Origin of the sequence: Paenibacillus sp. FSL H7-0690 (assembly GCF_037980415.1) — a bacterium.
Classification (GTDB): Bacteria; Bacillota; Bacilli; order Paenibacillales; family Paenibacillaceae; genus Paenibacillus_AQ; species Paenibacillus_AQ odorifer.
In genome coordinates, this window is sequence record NZ_CP150281.1 from 3118878 (window position 1) to 3132934 (window position 14057).

Annotated in this window: 18 protein-coding genes and 1 pseudogene; 17 read left to right on the forward strand and 2 right to left on the reverse strand. The window is 39.1% G+C overall.

What is annotated here, in order from left to right; all coding sequences use genetic code 11:
* Positions 1-73 precede the first annotated feature (73 nt).
* The 3 genes from MHI32_RS13805 to MHI32_RS13815 are packed head-to-tail and all read left to right on the forward strand — an operon-like array spanning position 74 to position 2526.
* Positions 74-961, forward strand: a complete 888-nt coding sequence (locus MHI32_RS13805; RefSeq protein ID WP_076129303.1) for a sugar phosphate isomerase/epimerase family protein — start codon at positions 74-76, stop codon at positions 959-961.
* An 18-nt stretch (positions 962-979) separates the two neighbouring features.
* The gene (locus MHI32_RS13810; protein ID WP_076280728.1) at positions 980-2011 is read left to right on the forward strand and encodes a Gfo/Idh/MocA family oxidoreductase; all 1032 of its coding nucleotides are present in this window, start codon (positions 980-982) and stop codon (positions 2009-2011) included.
* A gap of 41 nt (positions 2012-2052) precedes the next feature.
* A complete protein-coding gene (locus MHI32_RS13815; protein ID WP_076194362.1) occupies positions 2053-2526 on the forward strand; it encodes a GNAT family N-acetyltransferase in 474 nt (157 codons plus the stop codon).
* Between the two features lie 62 nt (positions 2527-2588).
* Here the strand turns inward: MHI32_RS13815 and MHI32_RS13820 are convergent, their stop codons facing one another.
* On the reverse strand, positions 2589-3083 hold the full coding sequence (locus MHI32_RS13820) for a hypothetical protein (RefSeq protein WP_076280727.1): 495 nt from the start codon (positions 3081-3083) through the stop codon (positions 2589-2591).
* 170 nt (positions 3084-3253) lie between these two features.
* On the opposite strand from MHI32_RS13820, the gene MHI32_RS13825 reads away from it, so the two are divergent.
* The 8 genes and pseudogenes from MHI32_RS13825 to MHI32_RS13860 all read left to right on the forward strand — a co-directional run bounded on the left by MHI32_RS13825 (position 3254) and on the right by MHI32_RS13860 (position 7962).
* On the forward strand, positions 3254-4120 hold the full coding sequence (locus tag MHI32_RS13825) for a S66 peptidase family protein (RefSeq protein WP_076281134.1): 867 nt from the start codon (positions 3254-3256) through the stop codon (positions 4118-4120).
* A 121-nt stretch (positions 4121-4241) separates the two neighbouring features.
* The gene (locus MHI32_RS13830; RefSeq protein ID WP_340012541.1) at positions 4242-4769 is read left to right on the forward strand and encodes a ClbS/DfsB family four-helix bundle protein; all 528 of its coding nucleotides are present in this window, start codon (positions 4242-4244) and stop codon (positions 4767-4769) included.
* A gap of 15 nt (positions 4770-4784) precedes the next feature.
* A complete protein-coding gene (locus tag MHI32_RS13835) occupies positions 4785-5300 on the forward strand; it encodes a TlpA disulfide reductase family protein (RefSeq protein ID WP_076194316.1) in 516 nt (171 codons plus the stop codon).
* 10 nt (positions 5301-5310) lie between these two features.
* Positions 5311-5814 (forward strand): GNAT family N-acetyltransferase, encoded by a 504-nt coding sequence (locus tag MHI32_RS13840; protein WP_339190893.1) that lies wholly within the window; start codon positions 5311-5313, stop codon positions 5812-5814.
* Between the two features lie 332 nt (positions 5815-6146).
* On the forward strand, positions 6147-6587 hold the full coding sequence (locus MHI32_RS13845; protein ID WP_339190895.1) for a hypothetical protein: 441 nt from the start codon (positions 6147-6149) through the stop codon (positions 6585-6587).
* Positions 6588-6630: 43 nt separating this feature from the next.
* Positions 6631-7362 carry a DUF5071 domain-containing protein gene (locus MHI32_RS13850; RefSeq protein ID WP_339190898.1) on the forward strand — a complete coding sequence of 244 codons (732 nt, stop codon included), beginning with the start codon at positions 6631-6633 and terminating at the stop codon, positions 7360-7362.
* A gap of 43 nt (positions 7363-7405) precedes the next feature.
* Positions 7406-7732: pseudogene (locus MHI32_RS13855) on the forward strand (PhzF family phenazine biosynthesis isomerase); the annotation flags it as partial.
* 14 nt (positions 7733-7746) lie between these two features.
* Positions 7747-7962: a sulfurtransferase TusA family protein gene (locus MHI32_RS13860; RefSeq protein WP_339173995.1), complete on the forward strand. Its 216-nt coding sequence runs from the start codon at positions 7747-7749 to the stop codon at positions 7960-7962.
* Positions 7963-7964: 2 nt separating this feature from the next.
* Here MHI32_RS13860 and MHI32_RS13865 read toward each other — a convergent pair whose 3' ends face one another.
* Positions 7965-8849, reverse strand: a complete 885-nt coding sequence (locus tag MHI32_RS13865; RefSeq protein ID WP_076135116.1) for a LysR family transcriptional regulator — start codon at positions 8847-8849, stop codon at positions 7965-7967.
* Between the two features lie 173 nt (positions 8850-9022).
* On the opposite strand from MHI32_RS13865, the gene MHI32_RS13870 reads away from it, so the two are divergent.
* The 6 genes from MHI32_RS13870 (at position 9023) to MHI32_RS13895 (ending at position 14033) form a co-directional block, all read left to right on the forward strand.
* Entirely contained in the window at positions 9023-9712 is a 690-nt protein-coding gene (locus tag MHI32_RS13870; protein ID WP_076135115.1) for a YeeE/YedE thiosulfate transporter family protein, read from the forward strand.
* A 66-nt stretch (positions 9713-9778) separates the two neighbouring features.
* A complete protein-coding gene (locus MHI32_RS13875; RefSeq protein WP_076129313.1) occupies positions 9779-10006 on the forward strand; it encodes a sulfurtransferase TusA family protein in 228 nt (75 codons plus the stop codon).
* A gap of 22 nt (positions 10007-10028) precedes the next feature.
* The gene (locus MHI32_RS13880; protein WP_232061338.1) at positions 10029-10589 is read left to right on the forward strand and encodes a YeeE/YedE thiosulfate transporter family protein; all 561 of its coding nucleotides are present in this window, start codon (positions 10029-10031) and stop codon (positions 10587-10589) included.
* Positions 10590-10673: 84 nt separating this feature from the next.
* Complete coding sequence (locus tag MHI32_RS13885; RefSeq protein ID WP_340012542.1) at positions 10674-11894, forward strand: FAD-dependent oxidoreductase; 1221 nt, start codon at positions 10674-10676, stop codon at positions 11892-11894.
* A 244-nt stretch (positions 11895-12138) separates the two neighbouring features.
* Entirely contained in the window at positions 12139-13107 is a 969-nt protein-coding gene (locus MHI32_RS13890) for an ABC transporter permease subunit (protein ID WP_076129315.1), read from the forward strand.
* Positions 13108-13136: 29 nt separating this feature from the next.
* Positions 13137-14033 carry a carbohydrate ABC transporter permease gene (locus tag MHI32_RS13895; RefSeq protein ID WP_036678249.1) on the forward strand — a complete coding sequence of 299 codons (897 nt, stop codon included), beginning with the start codon at positions 13137-13139 and terminating at the stop codon, positions 14031-14033.
* Positions 14034-14057 lie beyond the last annotated feature (24 nt).

A 14057-nucleotide genomic window follows, 5' to 3' on the forward strand; every position in this document is an offset into this window, starting at 1 on the left:
GTTTTAAGCTCAAATGCAGTATATACTCGGGTTATAGAACTTACTATAAACCAATATTGGAGTGGTACACAAGATGAAGGATACAATGCGTATAGGTACATTAGTTGGTGGCGGAGATGCTGTTAGAGTGATTCCGCAAATCGTAGGTCATGGCTTCGAATCTTTTAGCTTAACCTTCTGGCAGACTACAGGTGAAACAGATCTTGTGGAAACTGGTAAGCGTGTGCAAGAACTTGCGGCAAAACATGATTTTGTGATTTCATCGGTTGGCATCTTTGGCAATCCTTTGACGAATACGGGTGACAATTCCGATGCATTAGCGAGCTGGGAACGGCTTATTGATCATGCTCATGTATTTGGTACTGATATGGTATCAGGATTCACGGGACGACTACCAGGAGTGTCTATTGATGAATCGATTCCGAAGTTTGCCGAGGTATTTGGTGAGCTGACAAAAAGAGCAGCAGATCGCGGAGTAAGAATTGCTTTTGAGAACTGTTCCATGGATGGCAATTGGACTTCTGGGGACTGGAATATCGCTCATCATCCAATAGCCTGGGAAAAGATGTTTAACGCTGTCCCTGCTGACAATATGGGACTCGAATGGGAGCCTTGCCATCAGATGGTGCAGTTGATTGACCCGATCCCACAGCTGCGCAAATGGACAGATAAGATTTTCCATGTACACGGCAAGGATGCCACCATCGCTTGGGATATTGTAAAAGAATATGGAATCCACGGCCCGAAACCTTATGTATGGCACCGTACTCCGGGTTTTGGTGATACGAACTGGACGGATGTTATCTCCATTTTGCGTCAGGCTGGTTATAAAGGCACCATTGATATTGAAGGTTGGCATGATCCTGTCTATCGGGATGAACTGGAAATGATGGGTCAAGTACATGCCTTGAATCATTTAAAACAATGCCGCGGGGGCAGCTTTGTGCCTAATCCGCTTTAATAAGTCAGGGGGAGAAATATGACAGCACAGTATCGGGTAGTAGTTGCAGGTTGCGGAGGAATGGCTAATGCATGGATTGAATACGCTTTATTGCGTCCAGATACTAAGATCGTTGCTCTAGTAGATATAAGGTTGGAGTCAGCTGAGGCGATGGCCGCGAAGCATGGGATTTCATGTCTGACGTTTACGGATATTAAGCAGGCGATACAGGAGACCGCAGCAAATCTCGTCTTTGACGTTACTGTTCCCGGAAGTCATTTCAATATTTCTAGCACTGCATTGGAACTTGGATGTAATGTGTTTAGTGAGAAACCTTTAGCTGAGACTATGGAGGAATGTAATAAGATTGTTGAGATCTCGGAACGGACTGGAAACGCTCATGCTGTGATGCAGAACCGCCGTTATGATCCTCGTATTCGTTCTTTAAGAAAAATCATAGAATCAGGAACGATTGGTAGAACAGGATTTATCGGTGCAAGCTTTTTCCTTGGGGCTCATTTCGGGGGATTCCGTGATGTTATGAAAAGTCCGTTGCTGCTGGATATGGCGATTCATACCTTCGACCAGGCCCGGTTTATTAGTGGCGCGAACCCTGTGTCCGTATACTGTCAGGAGTTTAATCCTCCCGGTTCATGGTATGAGGGGAATGCTTCGGCAGTGTGCATTTTCGAGATGTCCGACGGTTCAATATTTACCTATCAGGGATCTTGGTGTGCAGAAGGTGCATCCACGTCATGGGAAGCTTCTTGGCGGGTTAACGGGGAGAAAGGAACCGCAATCTGGGATGGTCATGAGCTGCCATATGCTGAGGTAGTTACTGCAGGAGATCAGAGTGATAAGTTCATTCGTGACGTAAAGCGTGTAAATGGTGAAAACGTTGAGATGAGTAAAACATTCCATCAAGGGTGTTTGGATGAGATGTTCTTGTCATTAGCAGAGCAACGTCCTGCAGAGACGAATTGTAGAGATAATCGGTATAGTATGGCAATGGTGTTCGGAGCGCTGGAAAGTGCTGAATCTGGCCGGAAAATCGATCTAGTGGAGTTTTGAGATTGACTTCTGTTACTACAATCGCCAGCAAGGAGATCAAAATGAATATTAGAGCTTACCGAGAATCGGATCTTAGTCAAATTGTCTCATTGTTCTACGAAACAGTTCATTCCGTAAACAAACAAGACTACTCACAGGAACAGCTGGATGCTTGGGCACCTAAAGAGGAAGAGGCCCTTAAGCTTAATACTTGGAGAGCTTCTTTACGTCAAAATATCACTTATGTAGCCGAAATTGATAATATTATTGTGGGCTTTTCTGATATGACAGCAGAAGGACATTTGGATCGATTATATGTTCACAAAGATTACCAAGGGCAAGGTGTAGCCTCTGCATTGGTGAATAAGTTTGAATTGAAAGCAAAAGAACAGGGTCTTTATGAAATGGATACCGAAGCAAGCATCACTGCTAAACCTTTTTTTGAACGATTGGGGTACCAGGTTATTGCGAAACAAAGTGTAGAACGAAAAGGTGTTTTGTTGGTCAATTATAGGATGAGCAAAAAAATAATGTAATTCAAAAAAGCAGGTTGCTCATTAGAGCAGTCTGCTTTTTATGATAAGAAGGATATTCAAATTCACCCATCAATCAAGTTCATTAATGCTACAGTATCAAATCGATCCCCTTGCACTAACCATTTACCGTCCACTTCAAAGAGAGTCAATATACCTTCCAAAGGTACACGTTTACTTTCTTTGTCATCCTTATCCAATAAAACAAGATCCACCGTATATTTTAACTCGACAATATCCTTTTTTTGTTCGGAAAGGTTGAATTTTAGGTTTTCCGGTTTTAAAGAAAGCTTTTGTTTATCAGCGATTTTAAATGGGATAGTTGTAATTCGGTTCGCTATAGCTTTTTCGGAAAAGTATTCTGTAAAATACGGTTTCATCTCTTCATTTCGCGCAAGAATGGATTCATCAGACATTAAATCCTCAGAAGCCTTGACGGTATATTCTACATTTTTATATTTCTCTGCGGCTTTAGTAGCATCATCTACTTCTGAACTACATCCCATAATTAACGCCAGGGATAATAATATCATGCTTAATATCAACGGTGATTTACGCATTAGTACACCCCCAATGTATTTGATCTTGCATTATTATACTTATATTACCATGTTGTGGTTTCATAATTTCAAGAAGAAAATGATTCAAATCCCTAAATATGGTATGGTGTAAATATGATCGTAAATTTGAGGAGATTAAACTAAAAAGTAGAATCGAAAGGATTATTAAAATGAACACAACCTTAAAATTTACTCACGGGAATAAAGTAGGACTGATTGCTTGTTCAGATGGTGTGAGAGTAGAAAACCTAGCAAAAGTAGAGGAATTAAAAAGAGTTTTGCATTCATTTGGACTCCATGTAGTGGTGGCTAATACTTTGTTTAGAAAAGAGGGTTATTTCAGCGGCAATCCCATGGAAAGAGCAGTGGAGCTGAATCAACTATTTAAAAATACTGAAATTAGCGCGATATTCGATATTTCAGGTGGGGATTCTGCCAATCAGATCTTAGAGTACATAGACTATGAAAGTATCCGAATGACCCCCAAACCCTTTTTCGGAATGAGTGATTTGTCAGTTATTTTGAACGCTTTATATACGCAAAATAATTCGAAATCCTATCATTATCAGTTGATGAATTTAGTGTCTTCTGATGGGGCGGAGCAGCAAAGGGCTTTTTATCGAACATTCTTCGAGGGTCAAAACGATCTTTACGATTTCCGGTATCATTGGGTTCGTGGTAACCAGATGAGCGGGATAGTAATCGGGGGGAATATTCGCTGCTTTTTGAAGCTGGCAGGGACAAGCTATTTTCCGGATCCTTCGGACAAAATTTTATTGTTGGAGAGTTTAAGTGGCAGAGCTAACAAAATAGTCTCCTTTTTTGCTCAGCTCCAGCAATTGAAATATTTTGATGCTTGTGCTGGATTGATTCTAGGGTCGTTTTCAGAACTTGAGAACTTTAATGAATTCCCGATAGTAGAAGAGTATGTGAAGGAAATTAGCCATTCCGCCTCCATTCCTATCATAAAGACAGCTGAGCTTGGGCATGGCAGTAACAGTAAGTGTATTGTTGTGGGTGATAAAATCACTTTGTAAAATTCTTTATCAAATTCCTCTTGCCAGAGAACTTGGAAATGGAGCATATTTATTGAAATCAGAGCGAGTACATAATACATTTGTAAAGTAATTTAATAAAGTGATTTAAAGGAGGGGTATGATGTCAACACACGATTATCTATCAAAAGAAGAATTGAAAGATGCGATTCATATTGCCTATCAGTCTCTTGATCATGAATTTGATGGCATTGAGAACTCCCAAAGAGACAATCGTATGGAAGGGGTTGATCGTACCCCAGCAGAAATCATTGCTTATCAATTGGGCTGGTTGAATCTTGTTATGAAATGGGATAAGGATGAAAAATCAGGGTTAACCGTTATTACACCTTCACCGGATTATAAATGGAATCAACTTGGCGGATTATATCAATCGTTTTATCATACATATGCTGCCTACTCATTAGATGAGTTAAGATCTTTATTTCAAGAGACAGAACATCAGTGGCAGAACTGGATTGATTCTTTAAGTGATGAAGAACTTTTTACGCAAGGCGTGCGGAAATGGACAGGAAACAATCCAAGATGGCCAATGGTCAAATGGATTCATATTAATTCAGTAGCACCGTTTAAGACTTTTCGTTCTAAGATTCGCAAATGGAAAAAGCTTAATGTAACTAAGGAAGTATAAAAGGACGGATGATTTTTGAAGAAGATATCTATTATTGTAAGTACATTTATATTTTTGATTGCATTAAGCTCGATTATATTTGTCGTAGTAAACAACTCTTCTAAACCCATTAAGAGTCCTGAGAACATTGAACTAAAAGAGTTGGCGAATGGAAACAAAATTCAAGTGGACTTTTCGGAGAAACCGACTGTATTCGTATTTTTCACCTCATGGTGTCCATATTGTAATGACGACGCTCCTAAGATTGTCTCATTGTATGAGAAATATAAAAATAGAGTGAACATATACGGAATCAATTTGCTTTATCAAGATGATCTTTCTGAAGTAAAACAATACGTGGCGGATTACAACATTAAGTATCCCGTTCTCCTAGATGAAACAGGTGATCTCCATAAACAATTTGGTGAACAAGCTTTTCCAGCGTTGTTTTTTATAAACTCTGATGGCAAGGTTATGGATCAAATTATTGGCTCGACTGATTTTGACGCAATTGAGAGTTCGTTTAAGATTTTCATTAAAAACTATGATTAAGGAGGTTGAAATGAATACGATCCATTTAGAGGTTTTTGCAGCAAAAGATCAATCGGATGTAGATATATTTTGGGGACTTTTTAATAGTTACATTAATGAATTATCTCTCCACGTATCTATGGGCGATGATTTTGACCTGGATTACTTTTATTCAGACGAGTATAGAGAGATCATTGAAGAGCTAAGAACAAGAGATATAAATCCTTTAAATTTGTTTCTTATACATAAGGACGGTACTGTGCTTGGATTTTTAATGTATGTTACTTATTTTGATGAGGGTGGAAAGTGTTTTTTAATGGAGTATTATATTGAACCTACGTATCGGAATTTAGGGTATGGCGAATTTGCCTATTCAATGGTCGAAAAACATGTTTATGCAGACGGTGCAAAGTATATCGAGTTAACCCCGACTAATGATGCAAATGAAAGGTTTTGGCGCAGTGTGGGGTATATGAAATCATCGGATATGGATGAGGATCATAAATACATTTATCGGAAATCACTTTGTATCTAAACCGTAAGGAGTTAATCCCTATGATCAAAAAAAGAAAGAAACTCATAATCATTACCGCATTTCTTTCATTTTTGCTTCTGATGCTGATTGTAGTCTATATAATAAATCCTCAACCTTTTATGTAGAACCAGATTTTTCAGAGGTCACAACAACGATGCTTTTGAACGATATTGATCCAGACGGATTTAACTTCGATGTGATCGCCCATTCAGAAATTAATAGATGGTTTGGAATCTTTGTCGGGTTTAGTGGAGCTTATTGATGGATTAAATAATGTAAAAGAGTTCAAAACAATCTATAAATCAATCGAATCCCAAAGCTAGGAGGTTGAGATGAAGAAATTCATTATTGTAATTCTAGCCATAATTGCTTTATTGCCATTACATGCGGTCTACGCGGATTGGGCCGGTTCGTTTGTTGTTTATTCAGGTGACATCTACGAAATATCAGACGATGAACTCATCCCCTCCGAAGAAATCGATAAGAAGATAGGGCATGTAACTAAATATTCCGATGAGGAAGGCACGTACAGGGGAAATTTCTCGAATATTTATCCTAAAGGTACGCCCTACTACTCAATTATCAATACCGATCCAAAAGATTACATTGCTATTAAGACCCAAGAGGATATCTTTGTAAAAGCTTATAATAAAGGCCATTATCCCAATGATGAATTGGTTAAAAAAACGATTTGGATATATTTCTTATTGGGGACATCGGTTATCGTCTTATTAATAATTTGGATAATGAAGCGGAAGAAAGCAGTGTTGTAACTAGAACGGCGTGGGGGAAAATTCAAGTTAGAAGGTGAATATAGTGGATGAAGTATCAAATTTAATCAAAAAGTTATCATGGCACACACGCGAAGAGGAAAAGGAAGATGCAATTAATAAGCTACAATATATAAAGGATGAAGCTTTGCATTTATTAGTACAACCTATATCAAAAGACTATTGGGATGGAGCGGCTGAAACAGTCATACGTTTAGGATATCCACGTGTGAAAAGCATATTGCCGGGTTTGCTTGAATGGATACAAGATTTAAATTGGCCAGGTGCGGGGGAAATAGCTGGTTTTTTACTTGAAATAGGGGATCCGATGATTCCATATGTTAAAGATGTACTAAATCAACACAGCGATGATCAAGAATGGGTGTATTGGATTTTCGAAAAATTAATTGATCATTGGAACACGAAACAAGTCCAACAGATACAAGCAGAATTAATTAAGATTTCACAGGAAAAAGCCAATGACCTATCGGCATTAAGAATCTTATTAACTCACGGTATATACGCAAAAGATGTGGTCTGTGAAATAATCCAGCACAAAAAAGATGTCCTTGTATTTGAACTCAAGGAACTTCATGATACTCATCTTGAAATTGATTGTGAAGCTCTTCATAAAGAATTCTTAAATCAGCAGCCTAATGTAATTAAACAGTTTCATGAGCACAATAAAGACCGTTTTTATATATGTAATGCGATATCTAACCGCCAAGAAGTTTTAAGAGAAATAGAAATTTTTACTGCTGAGTTTCTCACTTCGTGAAGTTATCAAGCTTTACTGAAATAAATTGAAAGGAGACTAACCAATGAACAACATAAAAGTACTTCATTATGATGCTTTTTCTCCTTATCCCAACAAAGGAAATCCAGCTGGTGTAGTATTAGATGCGGCTCATTTGAGCGAAAGTGACATGCAAGCGATAGCTCATAAGGTCGGTTTTAACGAAACAGTTTTTGTAGTCTCATCAGATGTAGCTGATTTAAGGCTTAAGTATTTTACGCCAGGCCATGAGATCAATCTTTGTGGACATGCTACAATGGCATCTTTATTTGCTTTAAAAACAAAGGGGATCCTTGGTGAGGCTGGCTCGATAAAGATCGAAACAAACGTGGGGGTGCTACCCATTCAATTCAGTATGGTAACTTCATGATTGAAATTGATTGTCTGGGAGAAATCTGTCCAGTACCAGTAATGATGTTAAAAAAACATCAAAAAGCCATTCAAAATGGCGAACAGGTGATTCTGGTTACTGATCATAGCTGCGCAAAAGTTTCCATCACGGATTACTGTCGTGGTTCAAATTTGAAATGTACCATCCAAGAAGTTATTAATGGGGTATGGGAGATTACGATTGAGATATAAGTTCAACACAATGTATCAATCAATGTCTTTTCTATATAACGAATTAATTGTTTCGTATCATTGTCACAACGCTGATTATGTTTTTTTACCATGTAGACATCGTTATTTACTTGGAACTGATCAATATGAATAATCTTGAGTTGTTTACTATACAACTCTTTTTTTATGGACATATAAGGCAGAAAGGCAACACCATGTCCTCTAATTGCAGCAAGCTTTACCGCCTCAAGGGAGTCCAGATTAAACAGTATGTTTAATTTAAGCTCACCCGCAGATATGTTATTTAAAGCCCTTTGCACACAATGAAGCTGTGAGGACCAGATTAACGGATATTTAGGGAGCTCATTCAGTGTGATTTTATCAGGACAAACGGTCGTACTGCTTGCCACTAGCATAACTTGATCAGAAAACACCATATTGGAGCTTAATTCAGATTTCGGGGAAGGCCCGGAAATAAAGCCAACATCACCTTCTTCAAGAAGCAAACGTTCTTCTACCAGTGACGATGCCCCTTCGTTTAGAGTGATATGGCAATTGGGAAAATGCTTTTTTACCTCATATAAAGTACATGGCAGGGCATAATTACAGACTTCTGGAATCGCATAAATAGACAGCTCATGTTGTGTTGGCTGTAAATGATTGATCTCTGTGACCATATCATCATACAATTTACAGATTTGCTCCGCATACTTCTCTGCTATAATCCCTGCTTCTGTTAGGCTGGCCCCTTTATTACTTCTCACAAAAAGCTCAGAACCCAAGGTATTCTCCCAGGATTTCAACTGCTGACTCAGTGCGGATTGGGTGATATGAGATTTCTGAGCGGCTTTAGATATACTTTTTAACGAAGCAATATCTAAAAATAATTTAAGCGTTTCCATATTCATACTTATTCCTCCTGTTGCCCGCTGTTAGTGCAAACTATAGCATACTTGATTACGCTCCATCTGTGCCATTAGTAACACTTATACAGCATAAAGAAAGCAGATAACCACAGCGCAAATAAGTATGTTACTATTTTCACATAGTCAATTACATAAAACGATGGAGGTGTTAGACTATGGGGCAAACCGTAAGTCCCGAAACGAAATCAACTCGAACCAGAGCTCCTAGAAAACCTAAAAAGAGTCAGTTGCCCATCGCGTTGCTGGTCACAGTTCTCATTATTGGGTTTGGTTTTTTCCTAGACCATTCCCACGATAAAATGGTTGTCTACCTGCTTTTCGGTATTTCGTTTGGCGTTATTTTGCAAAGATCACGTTTCTGTTTTACTGCATCACTTAGAGATCCATGTATTACAGGCAGCACATCGGTAACAAGAGCTGTACTGATAGCATTTTCTCTCGCTACGATCGGATTTACAGCCATAAAGTATCCAGCATTCCTGGAAGGTAAACCGATTCCTGGGATGGATAATGTGGGTCAAATCAGTTTTGCTTTGATAATTGGCGCAGTATTATTCGGAATAGGCATGGTTATTGCAGGGGGTTGCGCTTCGGGTACATTGATGCGTGTAGGTGAAGGATTCACGATGCAGATGTTGTCACTTGTGTTTTTTGTCATTGGGTCACTTTGGGGATCACATGATATGGGTTGGTGGAGAGCTAACGTTATAAAGGATGCACCCACTGTATTTTTACCAGACGTCTTTGGTTGGCTTGGAGCGCTAGTTGTTCAGTTCCTGATCATTCTTCTGTTGTACATCGCTGCAGTTAAATGGCAAGAGAAAAAGATGGGAAGCGCAGATTAGTTTAAGTTATTACGTGAATATTTTCACTATTAGGAATTTTAAAAAATATAAAAGGTGGTTTTTAAGATGGCTGAATTTACACTTGATTGCCTGGGAGAAGCTTGTCCGGTACCGTTAATGAGAACAGAAAAGAAAATGACTGAACTAAATGTTGGAGACGTTCTAGTTGTTGCTATTGATCATAGCTGCGCAATGAAAAACGTACCAGAATGGGCGAGAAAACAGGGACATAATGTGGAAATCGAAGAGGTCGATGATGGCGAGTGGGAAGTTGTTATTGAGAAGGTAAAATAGGATCGCTAAGTAGGAAAGGACGGTGAATGAAACGGTGAACGAATTCTGGTTGAAGATATCGTCTAACCGCTTTTACAAGCAATTGCTCAAAGAACCGTTTACTTATGTAACTGGAGCTGTACTTCTCGCTGTGTTCGCTACAGCACATCTGGCTGTTTTCTCAAAAGGATGGGGAGTAACCAGCGCCTTCGCGGACTGGGGAGCTTGGGCGTATCGACTGGTAGGAGGAAATGTAGATAACTGGGCTTACTTTAGTACGGAGAAAGCTCAAAAAACATTATCTTCCGGATTTTTGAATGATGGTGGGTCTATTCGAAATGTAGGGATTATCTTAGGTGCATTAGCAGCGACATTGTTTGCTTCCGAGTTCAAGCTTAAGAAAATTAAGTCCAAAAAGCAGGTAGTGGCGGCTGTACTTGGTGGGTTGCTCATGGGGTACGGAGCTAGACTGGCTAATGGATGTAATATAGGTGCATTATTTACGGCTATAGCTTCTTTATCGCTTTCAGGCTGGATTTTTGGATTGTTCCTGCTGGTTGGTGCATTTATAGGCAGTAAATTATTAGCCAAATTCTTTATGTAAAAGTGAAATAGGCTGAGCTTATAGTGCTGACGAGAGTCAGCCTATTTTATTGAAATCATAGTCTACACAGGAGGGTCAATTGAAATGGAAAAGAAGACAGAACAGTATGATGTCGTCATTATCGGTGGCGGGGCTGCTGGATTAACAGCAGGGATCTATTGTGGACGAGCAAAATTGAAGACACTTCTTTTGGAAAAATCGCTGGTAGGCGGTCTTGCGACTTATACTAATGAAATAGAAAATTATCCTGGTTTTCCTGAAGGAACGACCGGAACAGATCTTATGGGATTATTTCATAAACAAGCCAAAAAATTTGGTGTGGATTTCAAAATGACAGATGTCAAATCTGTCTCGGCAGCGGAAGGGATTAAAGTAGTGGAAACCTTTCGGGTTCGATATGAATGTAAAGTCATTATCATAGCCAGTGGAGGAAAACCAAGAATTACAGGTGCAGCTAATGAAGATATGTTCTTATATGATAAAGGAATTTCCTTTTGTGCAACCTGTGACGCTGCGGCAAATACGGGGAAAACAGTTATGGTCGTTGGCAGTGGTGATGCAGCTATTGAGGAAGGGATGTTTCTGACTAAGTTTGCAGATAAAGTGATCGTATCTGTCATGCATGATCATGGGAAAATGGATTGTAATGAAATTGCCAAAACGCAGGCACTAGAAAACCCTAAAATGGAATTCATGTGGAATACGGTGGTAAGTTCTTTCGAAGGTGAGGAACGTTTGAATTCCGTCGTCCTGAAAAATTTAAAATCTAATGAACTGCAAAACGTAAAGGTCGATTCATGTTTTTTATTTATTGGATACACCCCTAACACAGAAATTTTATCAGGGGTAGTAGATCTAAATCGTAATGGATATGTACTTATTAATGAGAAAATGGAAACGAATATACCTGGGGTCTTTGCAGCAGGAGATGTGTGCGATAAATTTCTAAAACAAGTTGCTACCGCTGTTGGCGATGGTGCCATTGCAGGGTATGGTGCAGAGAAGTATATATCTGAATGTGAGGTGTATGAGCATCAAATTCTGAATCAAGGCAAAGCATCTGTTGTTTATTTATGGAATGCCACAGATCCTTCCTGTCGGGAGTTATTGCCTCTAATTGAGGGATTTGAGCAATCCCATTCGGATGTCAGGGTCACAAAGGTAGATGTATATAAGTCACCCGGACTTGCTGCCAAGCTAGGAATAGATTCAGTTCCTTCTATTGTTTATCTAGATGATGGAAAGATCCAAAGAGTAATTACTGAAAAGATAAATGAAGAAATACTGAGGACTCTTGCTAATTAAGGAGAAAGTCAAAGACACATGCAGATGTTATCTCTGTATGTGTCTTTTTTTATTCAAGCTTAAGGAATATGAGAAGAGCTAATGCAAGAGAGTGTCAAAGTATCAATAATAGTTGTTTTGTCATATATTTTTGAAAGCGCTTAAACCTTATGATTATTTTATAAATGTTGCAACTATAGCGGAGGGAGAAAGGACATCAATTATCTGTACATATCTTCAAAATCATCACAAGGAGGATTCACCTATGGCGAACGCAAGCGTCGCACCAGACAAGAGATCCGGACCGAATCTCAACAAGCAACGAACTAGCGGGATCAGACGCTTTTTTAAGCAAATAGATCTACAGCTTATGGTATTACCAGCACTTGTTCTAGTTTTTATTTTTGCCTATATCCCCATGTACGGGATTCTAATTGCATTCCAGGATTACAAGTTAGGGAATAGCTTTATTAGCAGTGACTGGGTTGGCTTAAAGCACTTTATTTACTTCTTTAATGCTCCTGAATTTGAAGTGGTTATGAAAAATACAATCATTATCAGCTTACTGAAGTTTTGTTTTGGGTTTCCTGCACCGATTATTTTGGCGTTAATGCTGAACGAAGTCCGTAAGATGTTCTTTAAACGGGTGATTCAGACCGTTACTTACTTGCCTCACTTCTTATCTTGGGTAGTTATCGGCTCAATGGTTACCTCGATGTTATCCGTAGATAACGGCAGTATAAATATGCTGCTTGAGAAATTGAAATTCATTGATGAACCGATCAACTTCCTTTCCATGACAGAATATTTCTGGGGCATTTTAGTTACAACCAATGTATGGAAAGAAATTGGATTTGCTTCAATCGTGTACTTAGCTGCCATTGCTGGTATTGACCCGCATTTATACGAAGCGGCTTCGATGGATGGTGCAAGTCGGTTTAAACAGATATATTTGATAACGTTGCCTTCAATTATGCCAGTTGTAATCATCTTTATGATTTTGGCAATCGGTAATCTGGTGAATGCAGGATTCGAAGATATTTTGATCCTAGCTTCCAATCCAGCTCTGCGAGAAGTGTCAGATTCAGTTGATGTATATGTTGTACGTGTCGGTATAGACAATTTCAGGTACTCCTATGCGACTGCTATCGGATTGTTCAAGGCCGTGATCAGCGTGACATTACTTACCTTTGCCAACTTCATTGCCAGAAGAGCAGGGAACAGCTTGTGGTAATGAATTACTCAATATAGGGGGACCAAACTATGAAACGTATTAATATAGGAGATCGAATATTTATAGGATTCATATATGTATTTTTGACCTTACTGGCATTTTCCGCTTTTTATCCATTTTGGAACTCACTTGTTATTTCCTTTAATGAGGGGATGGATACTTCGAAAGGTGGAGTTACTTTCTGGGTCCGTGAGTTCACGCTTGAGAATTATAAGATCGTTTTTGAAGATTCTCGTCTAATGGGTGGATTCGTCATTGCTACATTGCGGACAGTAATCGGTACAGTAACAGCGATACTGGCCACTTCGATATTCGCTTATGGAATGTCGAAGCGTGAACTGATGGGTCGCAAATACTACATGATTATGTGTATCATTACTATGTATTTCGGTGGGGGACTCATTCCGTCTTACATGCTTATCAGAAGTTTAGGTCTCTTCAACTCATTTTGGGTGTTTATAATTCCTGCACTGGTCAGCGTATGGAATATGATCATATTCCGGACCTTCTTTCAAGGCCTTCCACAAGGTTTAGAGGAGTCAGCAAAGATTGACGGTTGCGGATATTGGGGGACTTTTGTCCGCATCGTACTTCCTTTGTCGGGACCAGTTATAGCAACATTATCTTTGTTCACAGCAGTAAATCACTGGAATGAGTGGTTCGTAGCGAGTATTTACATTACGAAAGAGGAGTTAATGCCGATTCAGACCATCTTAAGACAGATATTGTTCTCTAATATTGCTTCAGAACAGCTGTCTAATGTAGATGCAAGCTCCATTGCTCATATTAACTCGGCAAAGAAAATAACCTCGAAGTCATTAACGATGGCTACGATCATGGTTGCAACCATTCCGATTGTATGTGTGTATCCATTCCTACAAAGATTCTTCGTTAAAGGGGTCTTGGTCGGATCATTGAAAGAGTAGGATGATAGAATGAGAATGGGTTTA